This is a genomic window from Cupriavidus sp. FW305-27 (assembly GCF_058787995.1).
The window spans coordinates 116,515-134,640 of the sequence record NZ_JBYTAG010000008.1; the positions used below are offsets into that span (position 1 = coordinate 116,515).

Genomic DNA, 18,126 nt, shown 5'->3' on the forward strand with positions numbered 1-18,126 from the left:
CGGGATTACGCGGGGGCCTGCGCGGTCGACAGCATCCGCTCCACATAGCGGGCGATCAGGTCGATCTCCAGGTTCACGCGCGCGCCCGGCTTGAGTTCCTGCAGCGTGGTGACTTCCACGGTGTGGGGGATCAGGTTGATGGAGAACACGCAGCCGTCGGCTTCGTCATTGACGCGGTTGACGGTCAGCGACACCCCGTTGACCACGACCGAGCCCTTGTAGGCCAGGTAGCGTGCCAGCTCGCGCGGGGCGCGGATGCGCAGTTCATGCGATTCGCCCACCGGCGCGAAGTGCACGACTTCGCCCAGGCCGTCGACGTGCCCGGACACCAGGTGGCCGCCCAGGCGGTCGGCCAGGCGCAGTGCCTTTTCCAGGTTGACGCGGCCGGTGCTCTCCAGCCCCACGGTCTTGTCCAGCGACTCGCGCGAGACCTCGACGTCGAAACTGTCGGGCGCCATGGCGATCACGGTCATGCAGGCGCCCTGGATGGCAATGCTGTCGCCGATGATGACGTCCGACAGGTCCAGCCCGCCCGCGGCGATATGCAAGCGCACGCCGGCATCGGCGGCGCCCAGCGGGGTTACGGAATCAATGCGGCCGACTGCCGCGACAATGCCTGTAAACATGGTGGTGTCTTCTGCTTTGGGTATTTGGAATCTGGATACGCGGTGCCGATGGGTGGCGCGCTACGCGTCGTTGCGCCGGGCAATCAGGCGCAGGTCGTCGCCGATCTGCCGGATCTCATGCCAGCGGAACTGTGCGGCGTCCTGCAGCCGCGCCAGCGGCGGCAGGTTGAACATGCCCTGGGCATCGCCCAGCAGCTTGGGTGCGAGGTAGATCAGCAGCTCGTCGGCGCAATGCTCGCGCACCAGCGAACCGTTGAGCTTGAAGCCGGCTTCCACGTGCAGCTCATTGATGCCGCGCCGGCCGAGTTCTTCCAGCATTCGGCGCAACTCGACCTTGCCGTGCGGGTTGGGCAGGACCACGACTTCGGCGCCGCGGCCTTCCAGTGCGCGCTGGCGTTCGCGGTCCTCCACCGCGCAGAACACCAGCACCGGCTTGGCGAACTGGCCGGTGTCCGGCGTCAGGATCTGCGCGTCCAGCGGGACCTCCAGCCGCGAATCGACCAGCACCCGCTGGGGCTGGCGCGGCGTGGCGATGGCCCGCACCGTCAGCGCGGGGTTGTCGTCGCGCACGGTGCCGATGCCGGTGAGGATCGCGCACGCACGTGCGCGCCAGGCATGGCCGTCGTCGCGCGCGGCCTGGCCGGTGATCCACTGGCTGGTGCCGTCATGCAGCGCGGTGCCACCATCCATCGATGCCGCCACCTTGATGCGCACCCACGGCAGCCCGCGCGTCATGCGCGAGACGAAGCCGATATTCAGGTCGCGCGCTTCCTTCTCCAGCAGGCCGCAGCGCACGTCCACGCCGGCCTCGCGCAACCGCTGCAGGCCGCGCCCGGATACCGACGGGTTGGGATCCTCCATGGCCGCTACCACGCGCGCTACGCCCGCGCGCACCAGCGCATCGGCGCACGGCGGCGTGCGTCCGAAATGGCTGCACGGCTCCAGCGTGACATAGGCGGTGGAGCCGGCCGGGTCCAGCCCGCGCGCCAGCGCGTCCTTCATCGCCTGGATCTCGGCATGGTCCTGTCCGGCCGGCTGGGTGAACCCCTGGCCGATGACCTGGCCATCCTTGACGAGCACGCAGCCGACGCGCGGGTTGGGCGTGGTGATGAACATGCCCCGCGCGGCGAGCGCGAGGGCCTGTTGCATGGCGGCGTGGTCGGTATCGGAAAACATTCGGCGGTTGCGTTTGCCTTGGCGCAGCGATCTGGAATACAGGGCTGCCGGGTTATGGTGGTCCGGAGGACTCCGTCGCATCGCAGTCAGCGTCGCGGCCGGGGGTGCAGAGTCGGATACGTCCCTGCGCGCCCAGTCTGACTTGCCGCTGCTCGCCACGGCAGCCGAGCGTGAAAGTGGCGGCCTGGAAACCGCCCTGCTCAGAACGAGAGTATCCCACAGGCAGGAATTTCAGCACATTCGTGCCGCGGGCGGTCTGGCGCAGCGTCACCCACAGGCAGGGCATGCCCGGTTCGACCACGGCCAGCACCGCGCGGCGATCCGGGTCGCCGTCTGCCGCGACCAGTTGCCAGCCAGGGCCCAGCGTGGCCTCGCCCGGCAGCGGCTGCAGCGTCACCTCGAGGCGGCGCGCCAGTGCGGTGGCCCGCGCCAGCGCCAGCGATGCCGCCAGCCGGTCGGCCGCCAGTGTGACCTGTTGCCGGGCGAGCAGGCCGCCGAACACCGGATAGGATGCCGCCGCCAGCAGTGCCAGGATGGCCAGGCCGGCGAGCAGCTCGGCCAGGGTCAGGCCATGGTGGCGGCGGGGAGCGTGGCTGTTCATCGCGCCTTCAGCAATGGGACGGAAGCGGCCGCGGCACGGCTTCACCTTCGGGTAGCGTCAGCCACTGTCCGGTGCTGCGCAGGATCAGCACGCCGCACTCCGGGTCGGGCCGCTGCGGGACGGCTCGCAATTCAACACAGGTATCCAGGCCGGCCTGCGGGCATGCCGCGGCTGTCACGACATGACGCACGGTGCCGGTGGCCGGTACGGGTAGTGGCCATTCCCCGGCGGCCACTTCGGCACCGGGTTCGGTGGCAAACGTCATGGCGCCGACGGCGTGGCGCTCCAGTTGCAGCATTCCCTCGGTCAGCGCGGTACGCGCCTGCGCCCGCCATCCCCGCATCAGGTGGCCGTGCCATGCGGGCACGGCGATGGCCGCGAGGATGGCGAGAACGGCCAGCGCAACCGCAAGCTCGACCAGGCTGAACCCGGCCCGGGGCCGGGAGGCAGGCGCCGCGATAGTCATGGCAAATCCTCCCGTGCCGGTCCGGCGATCTCGCGCCAGCGCAGGCGCCCGGTGCGCCGGCTGGCCATGGTTTGCGACACCCGCGTGACCGTGTTGCCATCGACGGCCCATAGCGACAGCTCGTAAGCCTGGCGCGCGGTGCGTCCCGGCTGCGCCGGTGCGGCGGGCAATTCGGCAACGGTCACGAACACGCTGGCGCCTGGAGCCAGCAACTGGCCGGTGGCCATGTGCAGGCGTTCGCCGGTTCCGCTCTGGCTGACCGATTCCCCGGTCGCCGCCAGCACCAGGTAGCTGCGTTGCGCGCCATCGGGCGTGCGCGTCACGAACAGCAGATGGCCGGGGAAGACCGGCTGGACCTCCACCACCTGTTCGCCGGCATGGGGCAGGCGCAGATGCCAGCCGGCATCGCCGGCGCCGGCAGGCGGCGCGCGCAGGATGTGCCCGCCATCTGCGGCCTGCGCCGCGACTTCCACCAACGGGACCGCCGTGGCGGCGCGCGTGGACGACAGGTCGGGCACCGCTGCAAGTTCGTTGCCCGTGCCATAGACCACGACCGGCGCAGTCGGCGCTCCGAGCAGCACGGGCGCTTCGGGCATGAGCGGCTGCGCCGACGTCTGCATCCGGTGGAGGCATGACACGGCGGGCGCACCGCCCGGCTGAGGCGCTTCCGCGAGCGGGAAGCGCCATAGCTGGCCGGCATCGTCTGTCGCATAGGCAGCGCGTGCCGTGCCTGTCATGTCGGACAGCACGCTGGCCGCCACCAGGTTGCCGGTTGCCGGCCGGCCCAGGCAGTCGCGTTCCGGCAATGGCAAGGTGCGGACGGCGTACTGCCCGGCCCATGCCGCCCCGGCGGGCTTGTCCAATGGCAGCAGCGCAAGGCCGGAGCGCGCTGCCTCCGACTTGTCGTGGGTCGCGGCAGCCAGCGTCACGACTGCGTACCAGCGCAATCCGTTCTGGCCAGGAATGCCGGCGGCACGCACCGGGCCGCGTGCGGATAGTGGCAATGTGTCCGTGGCGGCGATCTCCCACAGCAATGCAAAGGGCATCGGACCGTCGGGATCCGAGACGTCGAGCGCGAATGCCGCTGCGGGGTTGCCGGTCCTGGCGCTGCCAGGGATGCCGCACAGCACGACCGTGCGCCACTCGCCATGGATCGTCACATCCTGCGCTTCGGGGCGAGGGCAGGGCGCGGGCGCCAGCGGCGCGTCGTTCGCCGGCGTGGCGGCGGCATAGGGCAACAGCACGCCGGGCAGATAGGCGGCGCGCTCCTCGCCGGTCACGGCATTGAACGCATGCAGCAGACCGTCGTTGGTGCCCAGCCAGACGACGTGCGGGCGCAGGCCGTAGCGCGCGCGAAAGCCGGCATGCCCGGGTTTGCCAGGCGCCCAGGCCGGAGGCGCAACCACCCGCACGCGCGCGCCTGCGGCATTGCCGAGTCGCGTGTCGCGCTGGCGCAGGCCGGCCTCGGTGCGGTCGCCGCGCAGCCATTCGAGGTGAGCGCGGTCAAGGCGGCCCAGCATGTCGGCGCTATCCGTATTCCGGAAGGCGGCATCGATGGCAGCCCATTGCAGCGCGATGACGCGCTGCGGCGGCGCTGACGACGTGAATATGCGACGCGATCCAACCGGCCGATGGTCGAGGCTCGTGCCGGCTTCCCATAGATAAGGCGACAGCACTGGCGCCGGTCCTTGCCAGCCGACAGCGAACAAGCGCCCGGTCCACGGATACGCGCCCGCCGTGGTCCGGTAAGCCAGCGGCAATCGGCCTGCTTCGGATCCGGTGGCGGCAGACGCTGGTGCAATGGCGATGGCCAGGCAGGCGAAGGCAACGGCAACGAGGCGATTCACGGCTGGATCACGCTCTGTAGCACGGCACGTACGGCACGGCTGCGGCCGAAGCCGATGGCCGTGATCCGGATCCGTGGTGCCGGTGTGGTGGCGGAAGGGGCATCCGGAGTGCTGTAGCCGGACGGTGCTTCGTCCAGGATCTCGGCGACATACCGCGGCAGTTCGCGAGTGCCGGCGGCACCCGCGGGCAGCACCGGCAGCGTCGCACCCGAGAAGCGGCCGAATGGCACGCCGACGGCGTCCGCGCTGGTGTCGGCCAGCAGCCAGGGCTGCCACACGGGTGGGCCCGTCACCGCTGGCCGGCACACGCCAGCCTGCTGGCCGCTGCCGCAGTGTCCCGGTGCCGGCCAGATGCCGAGCCGCCCCATCATGTCTTGCGATATGGCGGCCGCAAGCAGGTCCGACTCGGCATCAAGCAACGCGACCTCGGCGGCCCGGAATGCGATTTCGCGTTCGAGCTGCATGACGGCAAGTTGCCGCGCGGACAGCAGCATGTGCAGCGTGCCGGCAGCGGTCAGCACTACCAGCAGCAGCATCGTGGCGCAGAGCAGCAGCGTGACGGCGCCTGCATTGTGGCGACATGGAAGGCGGCGGGCTAGCACAGCGTTTCCTGGCAGCGTGGCGCATTGCGCAGCCGCACCGTGGTGGCGAAGACGCGGCGGGCGGTGCCGGCCTGCGACGGCGGCACCGGCGCCAGATCGCCGGCGGCGGTGCCGGGTGGGTCGGCGTCTTTGCCCGGGCTTGCCGCTGCCGAACCCGGGCGCTCGCCGCGCACGGCAATGGCAATCTGCACGGCCACCACGCGATGCCAGGCGGATTCATCCAGCGAGTGGATCGCGGATGCCGTCTCGAAGCGGTCGGCCCGGCCGTCGCCGTCCGTATCCAGGCCGTAGCGCACTTGCAGTGATTCAACGCCGCGGACCAGCGCGCCGGAGGTCCAGCCAGTGCCGTCGATCACGCCACCGCGGCGTGCCGGGTAGCGGCACAGCAGTTGCGGCACGCCATCGCTGCCCGCCGCGACATAGATCAGGTTGGCTGCGACGTAGCCACTGTGCGCGTCAGCACCGGCCACGCGCGCGGCGACGGCGTAGCCGCTGCAGTCGGTCATGTTTTCATCCGGCTGCGACGGCGCAGCCGGCAGGCCGCTGCCGCTGAAGCGGACCAGCAGCGCATCGCTGCGGCCGACGCCAGCCCTGCCGCAGGACGGCACCGCACCGATGGCAGGCTGACCGCAGTCGTCGGCGCCGCTGACGGCCGGCGGCGCAGGGTAGGAGGTGGCGGGAAGGGGCTCGCCCGGCCAGCCGGACTGGCGCAGCAGCGCGGCGATGATCGTCAGGGCGCGCTGGCCGCGCTCTTCGAGCAGGATGCGGTCGGTGGCGGTGAGGTAGGCGGTACGAGTGGCATGGAATGCCGCAACGGCTGCCGCGGTGACGATCAGGCCGAGTATCAGTCCGACCAGCAGCTCGACCAGCGAGAATGCCCTGGATGCGTCCCGCCTCATGGCTGCATCCACAAGGCGATCGCGGGTATGCCGGCCTGCCCGCCAAGCCGTCCGGCCATGATCAGTGGCGAATCTTCCGGGCACGGAAACGCCGGGTTGTTCCCGCACCGGCTCGACCAGAGGTCTGGTCGCCCGCTTTGCAGTGCCGGCTGCGCTGTATCCAGCTCAGCCATCTCCACGGCAAGGCGGGCGGACCGGGCCAGCGCGTCGAGTTCGCGCAGCTGGGCCAGCGCCTTCGGCGCCAGCCCCATCATTGGCATCAGCCCGGCACCAAGCACGATCAGCGCGCACAGCGTTTCATGCAGCGCGAATCCCGCAGGGCGGCCGGCGCAACGCGGTCTGCGGCGCGGGCGGGCAGGTGGATGTGCTGGCTTGCGAAGATCCGGCATGGGCGGTCACCGAGACTGGCAGGGACCGTCAGACTAGCTGTCGCGAGCAGGCGAATACGTGCCTAAGCGTGGAGGATTTGCGGAATGTTGTTTCGGTCTTCCCGGGAACAGCGACCAGGCAGCCTCGCCTACTGACACACCGTGGCTTGTGTCGGCACGGGCGCGCATACGCGGACCCTGCCCAACTGGCTGATATCGATGAGCTTCTGGTTGCCGGTGCCCAGTCCCATCAGCACCTGGGCAGACTGCATCGCATCTGCCAGCGTGCGGGTATAGCCTACGGGCGAGTAGGAGAGGACCCCCGACTGCGGCGTGCTGGAGAATGCTACGGTCAATCCCTGGGCGGAGGGGACATGCTGAACCAGCACGGCTTGGCCCGTGCAGTCCGCGTTTCGATTTGGGTTCAGGCAGACAGTCCAGCCGTTGCGCCAGTCATTGCTGACGGGCGCCACGGTGACCCAGCTATTGCGCGATAGCGCACTGGCCCGTGCCAGGGAAAGCGACGAAGCCAGCGCGTCTGCTTCAGTGGCAAGCGTGTTGCGCTGAATGAAGGAGGTGTAGGCGGGTGCCGCCATGCCGGCGAGGATGACCAGCACGACCAGCGTGACCAGCAGTTCGATCAGCGTGAATCCGGTCTGGGGTCGGGGGGCTTGAGCGCGCATCACCAGCATCCCTGGGGCAGGTTCGCGAAGGCGGCGACATTGTTGATCAGCACGCCGCGCTCGCCGGTGCTGCGCAGCAGCAGCGTGCCACAGCGGTTGTCGGCGATCGTGGGCGTGGCGCTGACCTGCACGCATTCGTTGAATGCCAGCCCTGCGCACGCGCCGGATGCAATCGCGTAGTTGCCGCTTTCCGAGGCTTGCGGGAAGCCGCGCCAGGCGCGCGTGCTGTCGGCGGGGTCGACGTAGGAGTTGGCCTGTGCGTAACGACGCTCCAGCGCTTGCATGGCCGTCATCAATGCAGCCTTGGCTTCGGTGCGGCGCCCGCGGGCAACATGTTCGGCGTAGTTGGGATACGCAATGCCAGCGAGGATGCCAAGGATGGCGATGGCAATCAGCATCTCCATCAGCGTGAAGCCGCTGGCGTGGCGACGCCAGTCACGGTGGCAGCGCTTCATTTTGCGGCTCCGAAATTGCGAATCTCGCGCCAGCCAAGGCGCCCGGTGGTGGGGTGCCCCCCGTCGGTGGCTGTGTTGCCGGACACAAGCGGCCTGCTGGACAACGACGCGCCTGCGCTGCGGCCGCCACCCGATGCGCCGAACGAGAACACGTCGATGAACTTCAGCGTAGTGATCTGGCCGACGGCATTGCGTTGTGGATCGACCGTGGTCTTGGTCTGGATCAGCACTGGCGCACCCAGGATGCCGAAGGTGGAGAGATCGCCGGTCGATGTCCCCGTGGCGGGCATGCCGGTCAGCGCATTGATCTGATAGCGGCCGCTGTTGCTGGAGGCGCCGCAAAGATCATCGCCGGTCATCAGCGAGTTGAACCAGATCTTTCCGTAGGCTGGCACGAGTGCGGTGACCTGGCGTTCTCCGTTGCCCGGGAAATCAAAGTACCACCCGGCCTTCTGCCCAGTCTTTGAGCCGAGGCTATAGCTGCGTGACGAATATTCGTAAGCGCCCTTGCTGTTACGGGTCAGGGTGACCGGGTTCAGCATGCTGCGGTCTGCGATCGACTGGGAGCCTCCCGCATCGTAGATGCCGTACATGGCGTTCCGGGTCAGCGTGCCGGTGGTGATGGTGTCGGCAGGCTCCAGGTACTTCCCGGTGCCGAACACCACCATGTAGCCGCCGGGCGCGTAGACCCATTTGGGCTGGACCGTGATCGGTTGCGGCTTTCCGCTGGCATCGCGGGCCTGGAACAGCGGCCGGCCGTAGTTGCCGCCGCCGTAGTAGGGCAGGGCCCCGGCAGCGTTCCAGGTGGATGGGCCGCCATTCAGGATGAACTTCCAGAGGCGGCCCTGGAGGTCGCCGGCGTAGGCGGCGACGGTCTGCCCGTCGGTAAGCCGCACCAGCGCCGGCGAGCTCAGCCCGTTGGCAATGCCGGCGGTGACGTCCGCCGCCATCGAGATCTTCCAGTAATTGACGCCCAGTTGCCACGGCGACCCGGCCGGCTTGTCCAGTGCCACGATGAACAGCACCGAAGGCGCGGCCGGATTGCTCGCGCCATCCGCATCGTTGGCATTCAGGCCGTTGCCCGTCATGGCAAACCACCTGTACACAGGCTTGTTGTCGGAGTCCTTGCCGGCAAACAGCTTGACGATCTGGGGCGGCGACATGACGTTGCCCATGTCGGCATCATCCTTGTCCGTGAACTCCCACAAGACATTGCCGGATCCGACGCTGGCAGGATCGCTGACATTCAGCGCAAAGAGGCCTTGCGCGCCGCCACCCATGCCAGAGACCAGCACGGTCTGCCAGGCGTTGCCGACCCGGGCTTCCGCCACGGCAGGCGTGGCGTCCACGTACGGCCGATGGATATAGCTCGGCGAGGTCAGCTGGGCCAGGTTGGCGAACACTGCGTTTGGCACGTAGGCAAACAGTTCAGAGCCATTGGCCGCATTGAAGGCGTGGAGCATGCCATCGTTGGCGCCGATGTAAACTGCGGCGGTACGCTGGCTGTGGGCCTTGTAGAAGGCGGTGTAGTCGCTTTCGGCGATGGTGCTGGACGGGGCCGCCATGTAGACGGGGCCCGAGTTGACGATGTCGCCCAGCAGTGAGTCGCGCAAGCGCATGGTCCCCGTGCTGCCGGTGGATTGCTCCTGGCTGCGCTCGCCACGCAGATAGCTGAGCCGGCTCTGGGCCACGGTGTCAGTCTCTGTCGGCGCGAGCTTCAGTGCGGCCTTCTGCGCGGCGTTGAGGGATTTCCATTCGAAGGTGGCGCCCGCACCCGCGCCGGTTCCTGCATTGTCGGCCGTGCCCGACGGGACCCAGGTCAGCAGATTGCGGGCAGCGGTGCGGGCAGTCAGCACCTTGCCAGCCTCCCAGGTTTCGGTACTGGAGATCTGAACGCCGGTGTCGGGATCATTGGTCACCGCCAGTGCCGAAAGGCGCCCGTTCCATCGCTGGTCGAATCCGGGAGTGAACAAGAGGGTGTCGCTCGCCACCTGGGAAGAGGTCAGTGCCACGCCAGACAATGTGCCGGCCGCGTTGACGATTTGCGCGAAGACCTTCTTGATGGAAGCGATCATGGCGGCCGGCTGCCCGGCCAGGAACCAGTTGGCGGGGACGTCGGATCCGCCCGACGATTCCCATTCGGCATTGCTGGTGACGGTGGCGCCGCTGGCCCCCTTGGTGCGGAACGGATTGCCATCACCATTCTGGTCGTCAAAGCCGCCGTATTTTGCCGCCAGGTACATCTGGCTGCGGCGCTGTTTGTCGCCGACGCTGCCGTTCCCGTTCTCATTGACGTCGATGCTGAACGTGGTGACGCGCAATTCCGGCATATCCGGGCGGAAGCCGTAGGTATGGGCCCAATACGCGACGCCGGCCATATAGTAGGTGCCGTGGCCGCTGGAGCCGGTGTCGGCGCCAGCCAGGTTGGCGAGCGAGGTGTCGGGGCGGCTGTTGCCGGATGTTCCCGAACTCTCGAGATCGGCCACCGCCTGCGTCCAGGTCGTGACATCGAAGCTGTACTTGCTGTATTTCGATATCGCGTCCGCCGGCCGGGCCGAGTCGTTGGCAGAAACCGGCTTGCCACCGGAGAAGTAGGTCGTCCTGGTGTTGCCGGGAATGTAGCGGTCCCAGTGCGTATTGATATCGGCAATGGCAAGGACGTAGTTCTTCTGGCAACTGGCAAGGATGGGGTCTGTCCATTGTGTGTAGACCGGAAATCCATCCTTGTAGGCGCTGGCGTTGTCGATGGCTTCGGGCGTTGGTTGCCGGCCTTGCAGGTAGCGGATGCTCTCGTAGTAGAGTTCGCCGACCGGATCCAATGACTTGTAGGCGCCGGAACGCCCGAACTGATTCAGGTAATTGATGACGCCGCTGATGTTCTCTGACGCGCTCTCGGGGTTCTGGATGTATATGCCGTCGTCATCCCATTCCCGGCGCAGGTTGCTGGCTTGGTTGAAATTGCTGTCGACGGTGTTCGGCCCCACATACTTCAGGGGCGCCCGCAAGACACCGCCATAACGGGTATTGGCGCTGTCGTTCAGGTAGCCAAACGCGCCAAAGCGGACCTTGTCTGCATTGCGCTGCATTTCGCCAACCGGCTTGTACCCGGTGCGATACAGCTTGCAGAGATCGGTGCGGGACCTGGCTTCGCTTGCATCGCAGACTTGCACCCGTACCAGGTAGGTGCCCTGGTTCCTGTACTTGCCGGGGCTCGAGCAGCTGGCGCCGGACTCGGTGCTGTCCCCAAAGAACACCTTGTTGCCACATGAGGTGATGTACAAGGTCCTGCTGCTGAAAGGCGTGACCGAGGACGCCTTGTCGTAGGTCTTGCGGGGGAAGTAGGAGTTGCTGTTGAAAAAACTCTCCTGCAGCACGGCACGTTGCAGGATGGTCTGTGTGGCGGAGTCGACGACGCGGTCGCCCCCGGTCAGCGCGTAGCGCAGCATATCGATGGCCGAGGCCGTGGCCCAGTTCATGAAGTTGCCGCTGAACTGGCCCGTGCATGTGTGATCGGCCGTGTTGGCGTCGCCGGCAATGACAAAATAGCCATTGCTGGCGCTTCCGCTGTAGTTGTAGCACTTGCGCGGATTGAAGTAGCCAATGTATTCCGTGGTCGGCGAATACGTGCCGGAGCGATAGGCTGCCCCCACCGTGGGGAACTCCACCGAGAGCGTCAGCAGCAGGTTGGGATGGATATTCTGGTTGCGGCCGTACAGCGGCGCCTGCGCGAGCTTGACGGTCGCGAGGCTGCTCTGTTCCGTTGCGGCAAGCAGCGGGCCGGCGGGCAGGCTGAGAAGCGCAGCCATTGCCGCGAAAATGAATTTCCGGATCCGGCTCATTTGCCGTGCTCCGCGACAGGCATGGACGTTGCCATTCATTCCCCCTTCCGGTAGTACGACTGCAACATGACCCGGGTCGCCGGGTTAGCGCCAAAGCCGACGGCCGTGACGCGGAAGATGTATGCGCCCTCGCTCGCGCCTGGCGACATGTCGCTGATCGGCTCGATGATGTAGCGCGGCAGGGCGGCAGGCAGCAGCCCGCCTGTCGCGGTCGGGAACCTGCGGCCGGTGAAGGTGCCGTAGGCGGTGGTGCGTGCGTTGGCGCCCGTCTGGCTGAAGTCAACGGCAAGCCAGTTCGGCGTGCCGTCGAGCACCGGGTCGCACAATCCCTGGAAGGGTGAGGCGCCTGTCACGCCCGTATTGCAACCCGCCACGAACGGCAGCACATTCATCGTGGTGCCGGAGAAGATGGCCGACCGGCTGGTTGGGGCGGAAACACCCTGGATGTCGATTTCCGCATCCAGCAAGGCTGCCTCGGCCGCTTGCTGAGCCAGGTCCCGGTCGCGCTGGTTCGATGCCATGCGCTTGCTGCCAATGGCCAGCCGGGCACCGGCGATGGCGATGACGCTGATGATCAGCAGCATCACCAGGGCGGTGATCAGCGCGATGCCACGCGGGTTGGGGTGCGCGGTGCGGGCGTTCATGTCGGCGAGCAGGTGGTGCAGGTGGCCATGTTCCGGAGCTGTACGGTGACGGTGTACAGGCGTCGCATGCGCTGCAGTTGCGTGGCCGGCGTGAAGGATGTGTCGTTGCCCGGCGAGCCCGGGAACAGGCGCCCGAACAGGCGCAAGGTTGGCGGATCCTGAGGCGATGCGCTGGCGGTATCGCCCATCAGCACCATGGCAATCTTTATGGCGACGACGTTCTGCCAGGTGGTGGGCAGGGCCAGCACCTCGGTGGCCGACAGGAAGCGGTCCGGGGTCTGGTCGAAATTCGTATCCATGCCGTAAAGCACCTGGAAGACTTCGACGCCTGAGATCAGCGAAACAGCCTGGTACGCCGTGCCGGCCGTGAGGATTTCCTTGTTGGCGGCGTCCCGTGGACGATAGCCGCACATCAGCTGAGGCATGCCGCCGGCATCGTTGCTGACATAGAAGACCGCCATGCCGCGCGCTAGGTCTGCGTCTTCCCAGGCCTGCGGCTCGGCGACGCCATTGCCGGAGCAGTCGATCATGCTGTTGTCCGGGACGGTGCGGTCCTGCTGCGTGCCGGAGCCGAAGAAGCGGACCTGCAGCACATCGCTCTTGTTCACGGCACCCGCTTGGGCCGGACACGCGAGGTTTTGCGCCGGATTGCCGAGATCTTGCGCGGGGGCGCCGCAGCTGTCGAGGCCGCTGATGGTCGGCGACAGGCTCGTGGTGGTGAGCATGACGCCTCCGGGGCTGGGCGCGGGAGGCCCGCTGGCGCCGGGAGAGGCCGCGGCGCTGTTGCCCGCATAGTTGCTCCACGCGGCCTGGCGCACGATCCGAACCACGGTATCCACCGCAAAACGGCCTTTCTCATCCAGCGCAGTGGTGTCATCGATGCTGTTGTAGTTGGCTCGTCCGGTCAGGTAGAGCGCCGCGGCAGCCATGATCAGGAGCAGGCTCAGCGTCATCGCCACCATCAGCTCCACCAGCGACAGCCCCAGTTGACGATGCCGGCCGGCGTTGAGATACATCCTGGCGTTCCGCATGTCAGTTAACCGTGCCCTGCGTGGCCACGATGACCACCTGGGGGCGCGTGCCCATGTCGGACATGTCGACCCGTGCCGCGACGGTTCTGGCGGCAAGCCGGGAGATCCAGCCGATCTTGATGACAATCGGTGCGTCGTCCGCGCGGCCAGTGGCCGATGGCGTGCATCCCCATGAGAAGCCGGTGGCCTGGTCGTAGGCGACCATGTCCCGGCAAATCACGGCGCGTCCGCCAGGCAGGCCTGTGCTGACACGCTCCCAGAACTCGGCGACATCGAAATCCGCCAGTTGCTGCGCGCACCCGGCCGCCGTGCCCGGGCAGGCGATCGCGTACGGGCTGTTTGCTGCCGTGAGCGCGGGCGGCTGCCCGGTGGCAGTGTCGATGAAGTAGCGGTTCGGGATGATGGCTTCCGCCGCCGCGCCGGTTTGCGAGACGGCCGGATTGGCACGCATGCGCTCGGCCATCTCGGTGGCCAGCTGCATGGCAGTGGTGTCGTAGGAAGCTTGTTGCGTGAAGCGGGATGAATTCAGCAGCAGGCTGGCGACGCCGAGCACGCCAACCGCCAGAACGACAATTGCCACCAATGCTTCGAGCATGGCAAAGCCGGCTGCCCCGCGGCAGCGTTGACCCATTCTGACCCCCGTCAAAAGACGTCCGACTTCGTTAACTTCTTTTTTTGGTCTGCAATCCCGGGCCCTTTTAATATGCGACAGCGGGCCTTGCGGAAATGCAACGGGGATTAAACAACGATTTTGTTACTTTTGCTACCCCTTCCGGGGGGTGGACGCCGCAAACTCATCCAGCACGTCGCGGAATTCCGACACGTCCTCAAAGCTCCGGTACACCGAAGCAAAGCGGATATACGCGATCTTGTCGAGCTTGCGCAATTCGCGCATCACCAGTTCGCCGACCTGGCTGCTGGGGACTTCTTTCTCTCCCAGTGCCAGCAGTTTTTCTTCGATGCGGGTGATGGCTTCGTCGATGGCTTCGGCCGAGACCGGGCGCTTGCGCAGCGCCAGGCGCATGGAATCCTTCAGCTTGGCGCGCGTGTAGTCCACGCGCGAGCCGTTTTTCTTGACGATGGCGGGGAAGAACAGCTCGATCCGCTCATAGGTGGTGAAGCGGCGGTCGCAGGCTTCGCAGCGGCGGCGCCGGCGCACGGCATCGCCGTCTTCCGACATGCGCGTGTCGAGTACCTGGGTATTGGAATGACCGCAAAAGGGGCATTTCATGCCGGACCACCTTCAGTTGAACCCCGTCGCCTTGTCCGTGTTGTCGTTCTGCGGAGGCGGGGCGGGTTGGCGAGGCCCGCAAGCCGGTGCCCGAGGACGCCGGCTTGCGGAGCTGCCGGCCGCTCATGCGGAATCCGCATGGGCGGCCTCGATGCATCAGCCGTAGACCGGGAAACGCTTGGTCAGGGCTGCCGCCTGCTCGCGCACGCTGGCGATATTGGCGGCGTCGTGCGGGTTGTCCAGCACATCGGCGATCAGGTTGCCGACGATGCGGGCTTCTTCTTCCTTGAAGCCGCGCGTGGTCATGGCCGGCGAGCCCAGGCGGATGCCCGAGGTCACGAACGGCTTTTCCGGATCGTTGGGGATGGCGTTCTTGTTGACGGTGATATGCGCCTCGCCCAGGATGCGCTCGGCTTCCTTGCCGGTGATGTTCTTGGCGCGCAGGTCAACCAGCATCACGTGGCTTTCGGTGCGGCCCGAGACGATGCGCAGGCCGCGCGCGATCAGGGTCTCGGCCAGCACGGCGGCGTTCTTCACCACTTGCTGCTGGTATTCCTTGAACTCAGGCGTCAGCGCTTCCTTGAAGGCGACGGCCTTGCCGGCGATTACGTGCATCAGCGGGCCGCCCTGGATGCCGGGGAAGATCGCCGAGTTGATGGCCTTCTCGTGCTCGGCCTTCATCAGGATCACGCCGCCGCGCGGGCCGCGCAGGCTCTTGTGCGTGGTGGTGGTGACGAAGTCGGCGTGCGGCACCGGGTTCGGGTAGACACCCGCGGCGATCAGGCCGGCGTAGTGGGCCATGTCGACCATGAAGTAAGCGCCGATCGACTTGGCAACCTTGCTGATGCGCTCGAAGTCGATGCGCAGCGCGAAGGCCGAGGCGCCGGCGATGATCAGCTTGGGCTTCTTCTCCTGGGCCAGCTTTTCCAGCGCGTCGTAGTCGATGTCTTCCTGGGCGTTCAGGCCGTAGCTGACCACGTTGAACCACTTGCCGCTCATGTTCAGGGCCATGCCGTGGGTCAGGTGGCCGCCTTCGGCCAGGCTCATGCCCATGATGGTGTCGCCCGGCTTGAGCACGGCGAAGTACACGCCCTGGTTGGCCTGCGAGCCCGAGTTGGGTTGCACGTTGGCGGCTTCGGCGCCGAACAGCTGCTTGACGCGGTCAATGGCCAGCTGCTCGACGACGTCGACGTACTCGCAACCGCCGTAGTAGCGCTTGCCGGGATAGCCCTCGGCGTACTTGTTGGTCAGCTGCGAACCCTGGGCGGCCATCACGGCCGGCGAGGTGTAGTTCTCGGAGGCGATCAGCTCGATGTGGTCTTCCTGGCGCTGGTTCTCCTGCTGGATGGCGGCAAAGACCTCGGGGTCGATCTGGTCGATCGTAAAACGGCTGCGTTCGAACATGGCGAAACTCGTCTGAAAAATAGGGAATCCGATTCACGCATCGGGGGTAGGGCGCGCGGGGAAGGCTAGCGGCGACCAGCACCGGCGGCTTGTAACCGTCGGTGCAGGGCGCACCCTGCTTCCCATTCGCTGCCCAGGCGAGCGGCAGGCGCAAGCAACTTCACGCCTAGGCGTGCTGAACGCTACGCGAACGCGCAATGAACGTCACGCCAGAGAACTTGCGCTTCCTCGTGGTAGTGCCCACTGACTTCGCCAGTCGCGCAAGATGGAATGGTTGCGCGCAGTGTAGCGCGAGGCGGGCGCCCGCCGCAAGCCGTCGGCCCCGCCAGGCAAGCGCTGGCAAGGGCTGGCCAGCAACTTGCTGTTGCAAAGTCGTCATGCGGGTTTACACGAAACCGCTATCGCTCTCCGTTACAATTGCGGCCATGACAAACTTTGTCTGGACCCTGCGGGTGTACTGGGAAGACACCGACGCGGGCGGCGTAGTGTTCTACGCCAACTACCTGAAGTTCTTCGAGCGCGCCCGCACCGAGTGGCTGCGTGCGCTCGGCATCGAGCAGCAATCGCTCGCCGACGAGGCGGGCGTGGTCTTTATCGTCCGCAGCACGGCAGTGGACTACAATGCGCCCGCCCGGCTGGATGACCAGCTCGAGATCCGCACGCGCATCGACCGGGTCGGCCCGGCGTCGGTCCAGTTCACCCAGGAAGCCTGGCGTGGCGAGCTGATGCTGGCCTCTGGCGCGATCCGTGTTGGGTGTGTCGATCGAAGCACTTTCCGTCCCGCCCCGATTCCCGACCCCGTTCTAGCTACCATCAAGTCCGCACGATGAATCCCGTGACCGTCACGCAAGACATGTCGATCGTAACGCTGGTGCTCCACGCCAGCCTGCTGGCACAGGCCGTCATGGCGCTGTTGCTCGTCATGTCGCTGTTTTCGTGGACCTATATCTTCCGCAAGCACCTGGCGCTGCGCTCGGCGCGCACCCAGACCGAGGGGTTCGAACGCGACTTCTGGGCCGGCGGCGACCTGCAGGCGCTATATAACAGTGCCGTCAACAACCGCCACAACACCGGCGCGCTGGAGCGGATCTTTGAATCCGGCATGGGCGAGTTCCTGAAGGCGCGCGAGCGCGGCAACGAAGCCGGCGCGCTGCTCGATGCGGCCCGGCGCGCGATGCGCGCGGCCTACCAGCGCGAGATGGATGTGCTGGAATCGCATCTGCCGTTCCTGGCGTCGGTGGGTTCGGTGAGCCCGTATATCGGCCTGTTCGGCACGGTCTGGGGGATCATGAACGCTTTCCGCGGCCTGTCGAATGTGCAGCAGGCGACGCTCGCATCGGTGGCCCCCGGTATTGCCGAGGCGCTGGTGGCGACCGCGATCGGCCTGTTCGCTGCCATTCCCGCTGTGATCGCCTACAACCGCTATGCCACGGAGATCGACCGCCTGGCGATCCGGTTCGAGAGCTTCATGGAAGAGTTCCTGAACATCCTGCAACGGCAGGCACGCTAACCGCACACGTATCGAATCTAATCCAGACGGTCCGGGCGCAAGCCCGGGCCGGCGTTTCCAGGAGTCCTGCAATGGCAGCCATTCAGCGCCGTGGCGGCTCGCGCCGCCGGGCCAGCGCCGACATCAATGTCGTGCCGTACATCGACGTCATGCTCGTGCTGCTGGTCATCTTCATGGTGGCGGCGCCGATCGTGAGCCCCGCCACCGTCGACCTGCCCACCGTGGCCAACGCCACGCCGCAGCAGAAGGCGCCGCCGATCGTAGTCACCGTGCACGAGAGTGGCCAGCTGACCGCGCGCGGCAAGGACAGCGCCGGCAATGCCTTCGAGCGCAAGCTCGACAAGCAGGGCCTGCTCGACTTCGTGCACCAGCGCCAGAACGAGAATCCCGACCAGCCGGTGGTGATTGCCGCCGACCGCGCGGTCAAGTATGAGGCGGTGCTGGACGTGATGTCGATCCTGAAAGCCGACGGCGTCAAGCGCGTCGGCCTGATGGTCAAGTCCAAGACCTCCTGACGCATTGAAGCGCCTATCTGATTGCCGTTGCGCCTGATGAAGACCGTCGCCGCCTATCCCTACCAGCCGGTCAAGGAGCGGGGAACCCTGCGTTCCTTCCTGTTCGCGCTCTTCATGCACATGCTGCTGGCTGTCGTGCTGTACTACGGCGTGCGCTTGCAGAGCAGCACCCCCGTCGGCGCCGAGGCCGAGCTGTGGGAAGAGATTCCGGCCGCCACCGCGCCCCCGC

General features: G+C 66.7%; 20 protein-coding genes, 1 pseudogene and 1 riboswitch. Of the genes and pseudogenes, 5 read left to right on the forward strand and 16 right to left on the reverse strand.

Annotated features, from left to right (window positions below):
- Positions 1-5: 5 nt before the first annotated feature.
- From AC3WRI_RS05925 to AC3WRI_RS05975, 11 genes are all read right to left on the reverse strand, one after another.
- Entirely contained in the window at positions 6-626 is a 621-nt protein-coding gene (locus AC3WRI_RS05925) for a riboflavin synthase (RefSeq protein ID WP_010813757.1), read from the reverse strand.
- Between the two features lie 60 nt (positions 627-686).
- On the reverse strand, positions 687-1,802 hold the full coding sequence (ribD, locus tag AC3WRI_RS05930) for a bifunctional diaminohydroxyphosphoribosylaminopyrimidine deaminase/5-amino-6-(5-phosphoribosylamino)uracil reductase RibD (RefSeq protein ID WP_010813756.1): 1,116 nt from the start codon (positions 1,800-1,802) through the stop codon (positions 687-689).
- A 52-nt stretch (positions 1,803-1,854) separates the two neighbouring features.
- Positions 1,855-2,403, reverse strand: a complete 549-nt coding sequence (locus tag AC3WRI_RS05935) for a GspH/FimT family pseudopilin (protein ID WP_010813755.1) — start codon at positions 2,401-2,403, stop codon at positions 1,855-1,857.
- Between the two features lie 7 nt (positions 2,404-2,410).
- Entirely contained in the window at positions 2,411-2,869 is a 459-nt protein-coding gene (locus AC3WRI_RS05940; RefSeq protein WP_492292834.1) for a type IV pilin protein, read from the reverse strand.
- Entirely contained in the window at positions 2,866-4,389 is a 1,524-nt protein-coding gene (locus AC3WRI_RS05945) for a pilus assembly protein (RefSeq protein WP_439668129.1), read from the reverse strand. The genes AC3WRI_RS05940 and AC3WRI_RS05945 overlap by 4 nt, the downstream gene beginning before the upstream one ends.
- Before the next feature lie 323 nt (positions 4,390-4,712).
- Positions 4,713-5,318 (reverse strand): pilus assembly protein, encoded by a 606-nt coding sequence (locus AC3WRI_RS05950; protein WP_439668128.1) that lies wholly within the window; start codon positions 5,316-5,318, stop codon positions 4,713-4,715.
- Positions 5,312-6,217, reverse strand: coding sequence for a PilW family protein (locus tag AC3WRI_RS05955; protein ID WP_439668127.1), 906 nt, complete (start codon positions 6,215-6,217; stop codon positions 5,312-5,314). The genes AC3WRI_RS05950 and AC3WRI_RS05955 overlap by 7 nt, the downstream gene beginning before the upstream one ends.
- Positions 6,214-6,606, reverse strand: a complete 393-nt coding sequence (locus AC3WRI_RS05960) for a type IV pilus modification PilV family protein (protein ID WP_144062240.1) — start codon at positions 6,604-6,606, stop codon at positions 6,214-6,216. The genes AC3WRI_RS05955 and AC3WRI_RS05960 overlap by 4 nt, the downstream gene beginning before the upstream one ends.
- Before the next feature lie 128 nt (positions 6,607-6,734).
- Complete coding sequence (locus AC3WRI_RS05965) at positions 6,735-7,268, reverse strand: GspH/FimT family pseudopilin (protein ID WP_492292836.1); 534 nt, start codon at positions 7,266-7,268, stop codon at positions 6,735-6,737.
- The gene (locus AC3WRI_RS05970; RefSeq protein ID WP_010813748.1) at positions 7,268-7,723 is read right to left on the reverse strand and encodes a type IV pilin protein; all 456 of its coding nucleotides are present in this window, start codon (positions 7,721-7,723) and stop codon (positions 7,268-7,270) included. The genes AC3WRI_RS05965 and AC3WRI_RS05970 overlap by 1 nt, the downstream gene beginning before the upstream one ends.
- Positions 7,720-11,511: a pilus assembly protein gene (locus AC3WRI_RS05975; RefSeq protein WP_492292850.1), complete on the reverse strand. Its 3,792-nt coding sequence runs from the start codon at positions 11,509-11,511 to the stop codon at positions 7,720-7,722. Before AC3WRI_RS05975 ends, AC3WRI_RS05970 begins: the two co-directional genes overlap by 4 nt.
- Between AC3WRI_RS05975 and AC3WRI_RS05980 the strand changes: the two genes are divergently transcribed.
- Positions 11,413-11,616 carry a hypothetical protein gene (locus AC3WRI_RS05980; protein WP_492292851.1) on the forward strand — a complete coding sequence of 68 codons (204 nt, stop codon included), beginning with the start codon at positions 11,413-11,415 and terminating at the stop codon, positions 11,614-11,616. The genes AC3WRI_RS05975 and AC3WRI_RS05980 overlap by 99 nt on opposite strands.
- Here the strand turns inward: AC3WRI_RS05980 and AC3WRI_RS05985 are convergent.
- The 5 genes from AC3WRI_RS05985 to glyA form a co-directional block, all read right to left on the reverse strand.
- The gene (locus AC3WRI_RS05985; RefSeq protein WP_010813746.1) at positions 11,598-12,206 is read right to left on the reverse strand and encodes a pilus assembly PilX family protein; all 609 of its coding nucleotides are present in this window, start codon (positions 12,204-12,206) and stop codon (positions 11,598-11,600) included. The genes AC3WRI_RS05980 and AC3WRI_RS05985 overlap by 19 nt on opposite strands.
- A complete protein-coding gene (locus AC3WRI_RS05990; RefSeq protein WP_037023579.1) occupies positions 12,203-13,237 on the reverse strand; it encodes a PilW family protein in 1,035 nt (344 codons plus the stop codon). The genes AC3WRI_RS05985 and AC3WRI_RS05990 overlap by 4 nt, the downstream gene beginning before the upstream one ends.
- A 1-nt stretch (position 13,238) precedes the next feature.
- Positions 13,239-13,868, reverse strand: a complete 630-nt coding sequence (pilV, locus tag AC3WRI_RS05995; RefSeq protein ID WP_011615852.1) for a type IV pilus modification protein PilV — start codon at positions 13,866-13,868, stop codon at positions 13,239-13,241.
- A gap of 132 nt (positions 13,869-14,000) precedes the next feature.
- Positions 14,001-14,468 (reverse strand): transcriptional regulator NrdR, encoded by a 468-nt coding sequence (nrdR, locus tag AC3WRI_RS06000; protein ID WP_492292837.1) that lies wholly within the window; start codon positions 14,466-14,468, stop codon positions 14,001-14,003.
- A gap of 156 nt (positions 14,469-14,624) precedes the next feature.
- A complete protein-coding gene (glyA, locus tag AC3WRI_RS06005) occupies positions 14,625-15,872 on the reverse strand; it encodes a serine hydroxymethyltransferase (protein WP_010813742.1) in 1,248 nt (415 codons plus the stop codon).
- Between the two features lie 124 nt (positions 15,873-15,996).
- Positions 15,997-16,142, reverse strand: a riboswitch (ZMP/ZTP riboswitch).
- Between the two features lie 155 nt (positions 16,143-16,297).
- Between glyA and ybgC the strand changes: the two genes are divergently transcribed.
- The 4 genes and pseudogenes from ybgC to AC3WRI_RS06025 form a co-directional block, all read left to right on the forward strand.
- Positions 16,298-16,702, forward strand: a complete 405-nt coding sequence (gene ybgC, locus AC3WRI_RS06010) for a tol-pal system-associated acyl-CoA thioesterase (protein ID WP_010813741.1) — start codon at positions 16,298-16,300, stop codon at positions 16,700-16,702.
- Positions 16,699-17,382 (forward strand): protein TolQ, encoded by a 684-nt coding sequence (gene tolQ, locus AC3WRI_RS06015; protein ID WP_011615851.1) that lies wholly within the window; start codon positions 16,699-16,701, stop codon positions 17,380-17,382. Before ybgC ends, tolQ begins: the two co-directional genes overlap by 4 nt.
- A 71-nt stretch (positions 17,383-17,453) precedes the next feature.
- The gene (gene tolR / locus AC3WRI_RS06020; RefSeq protein WP_010813739.1) at positions 17,454-17,897 is read left to right on the forward strand and encodes a protein TolR; all 444 of its coding nucleotides are present in this window, start codon (positions 17,454-17,456) and stop codon (positions 17,895-17,897) included.
- Positions 17,898-17,933: 36 nt separating this feature from the next.
- Positions 17,934-18,126: pseudogene (locus tag AC3WRI_RS06025) on the forward strand (cell envelope integrity protein TolA); the annotation flags it as partial.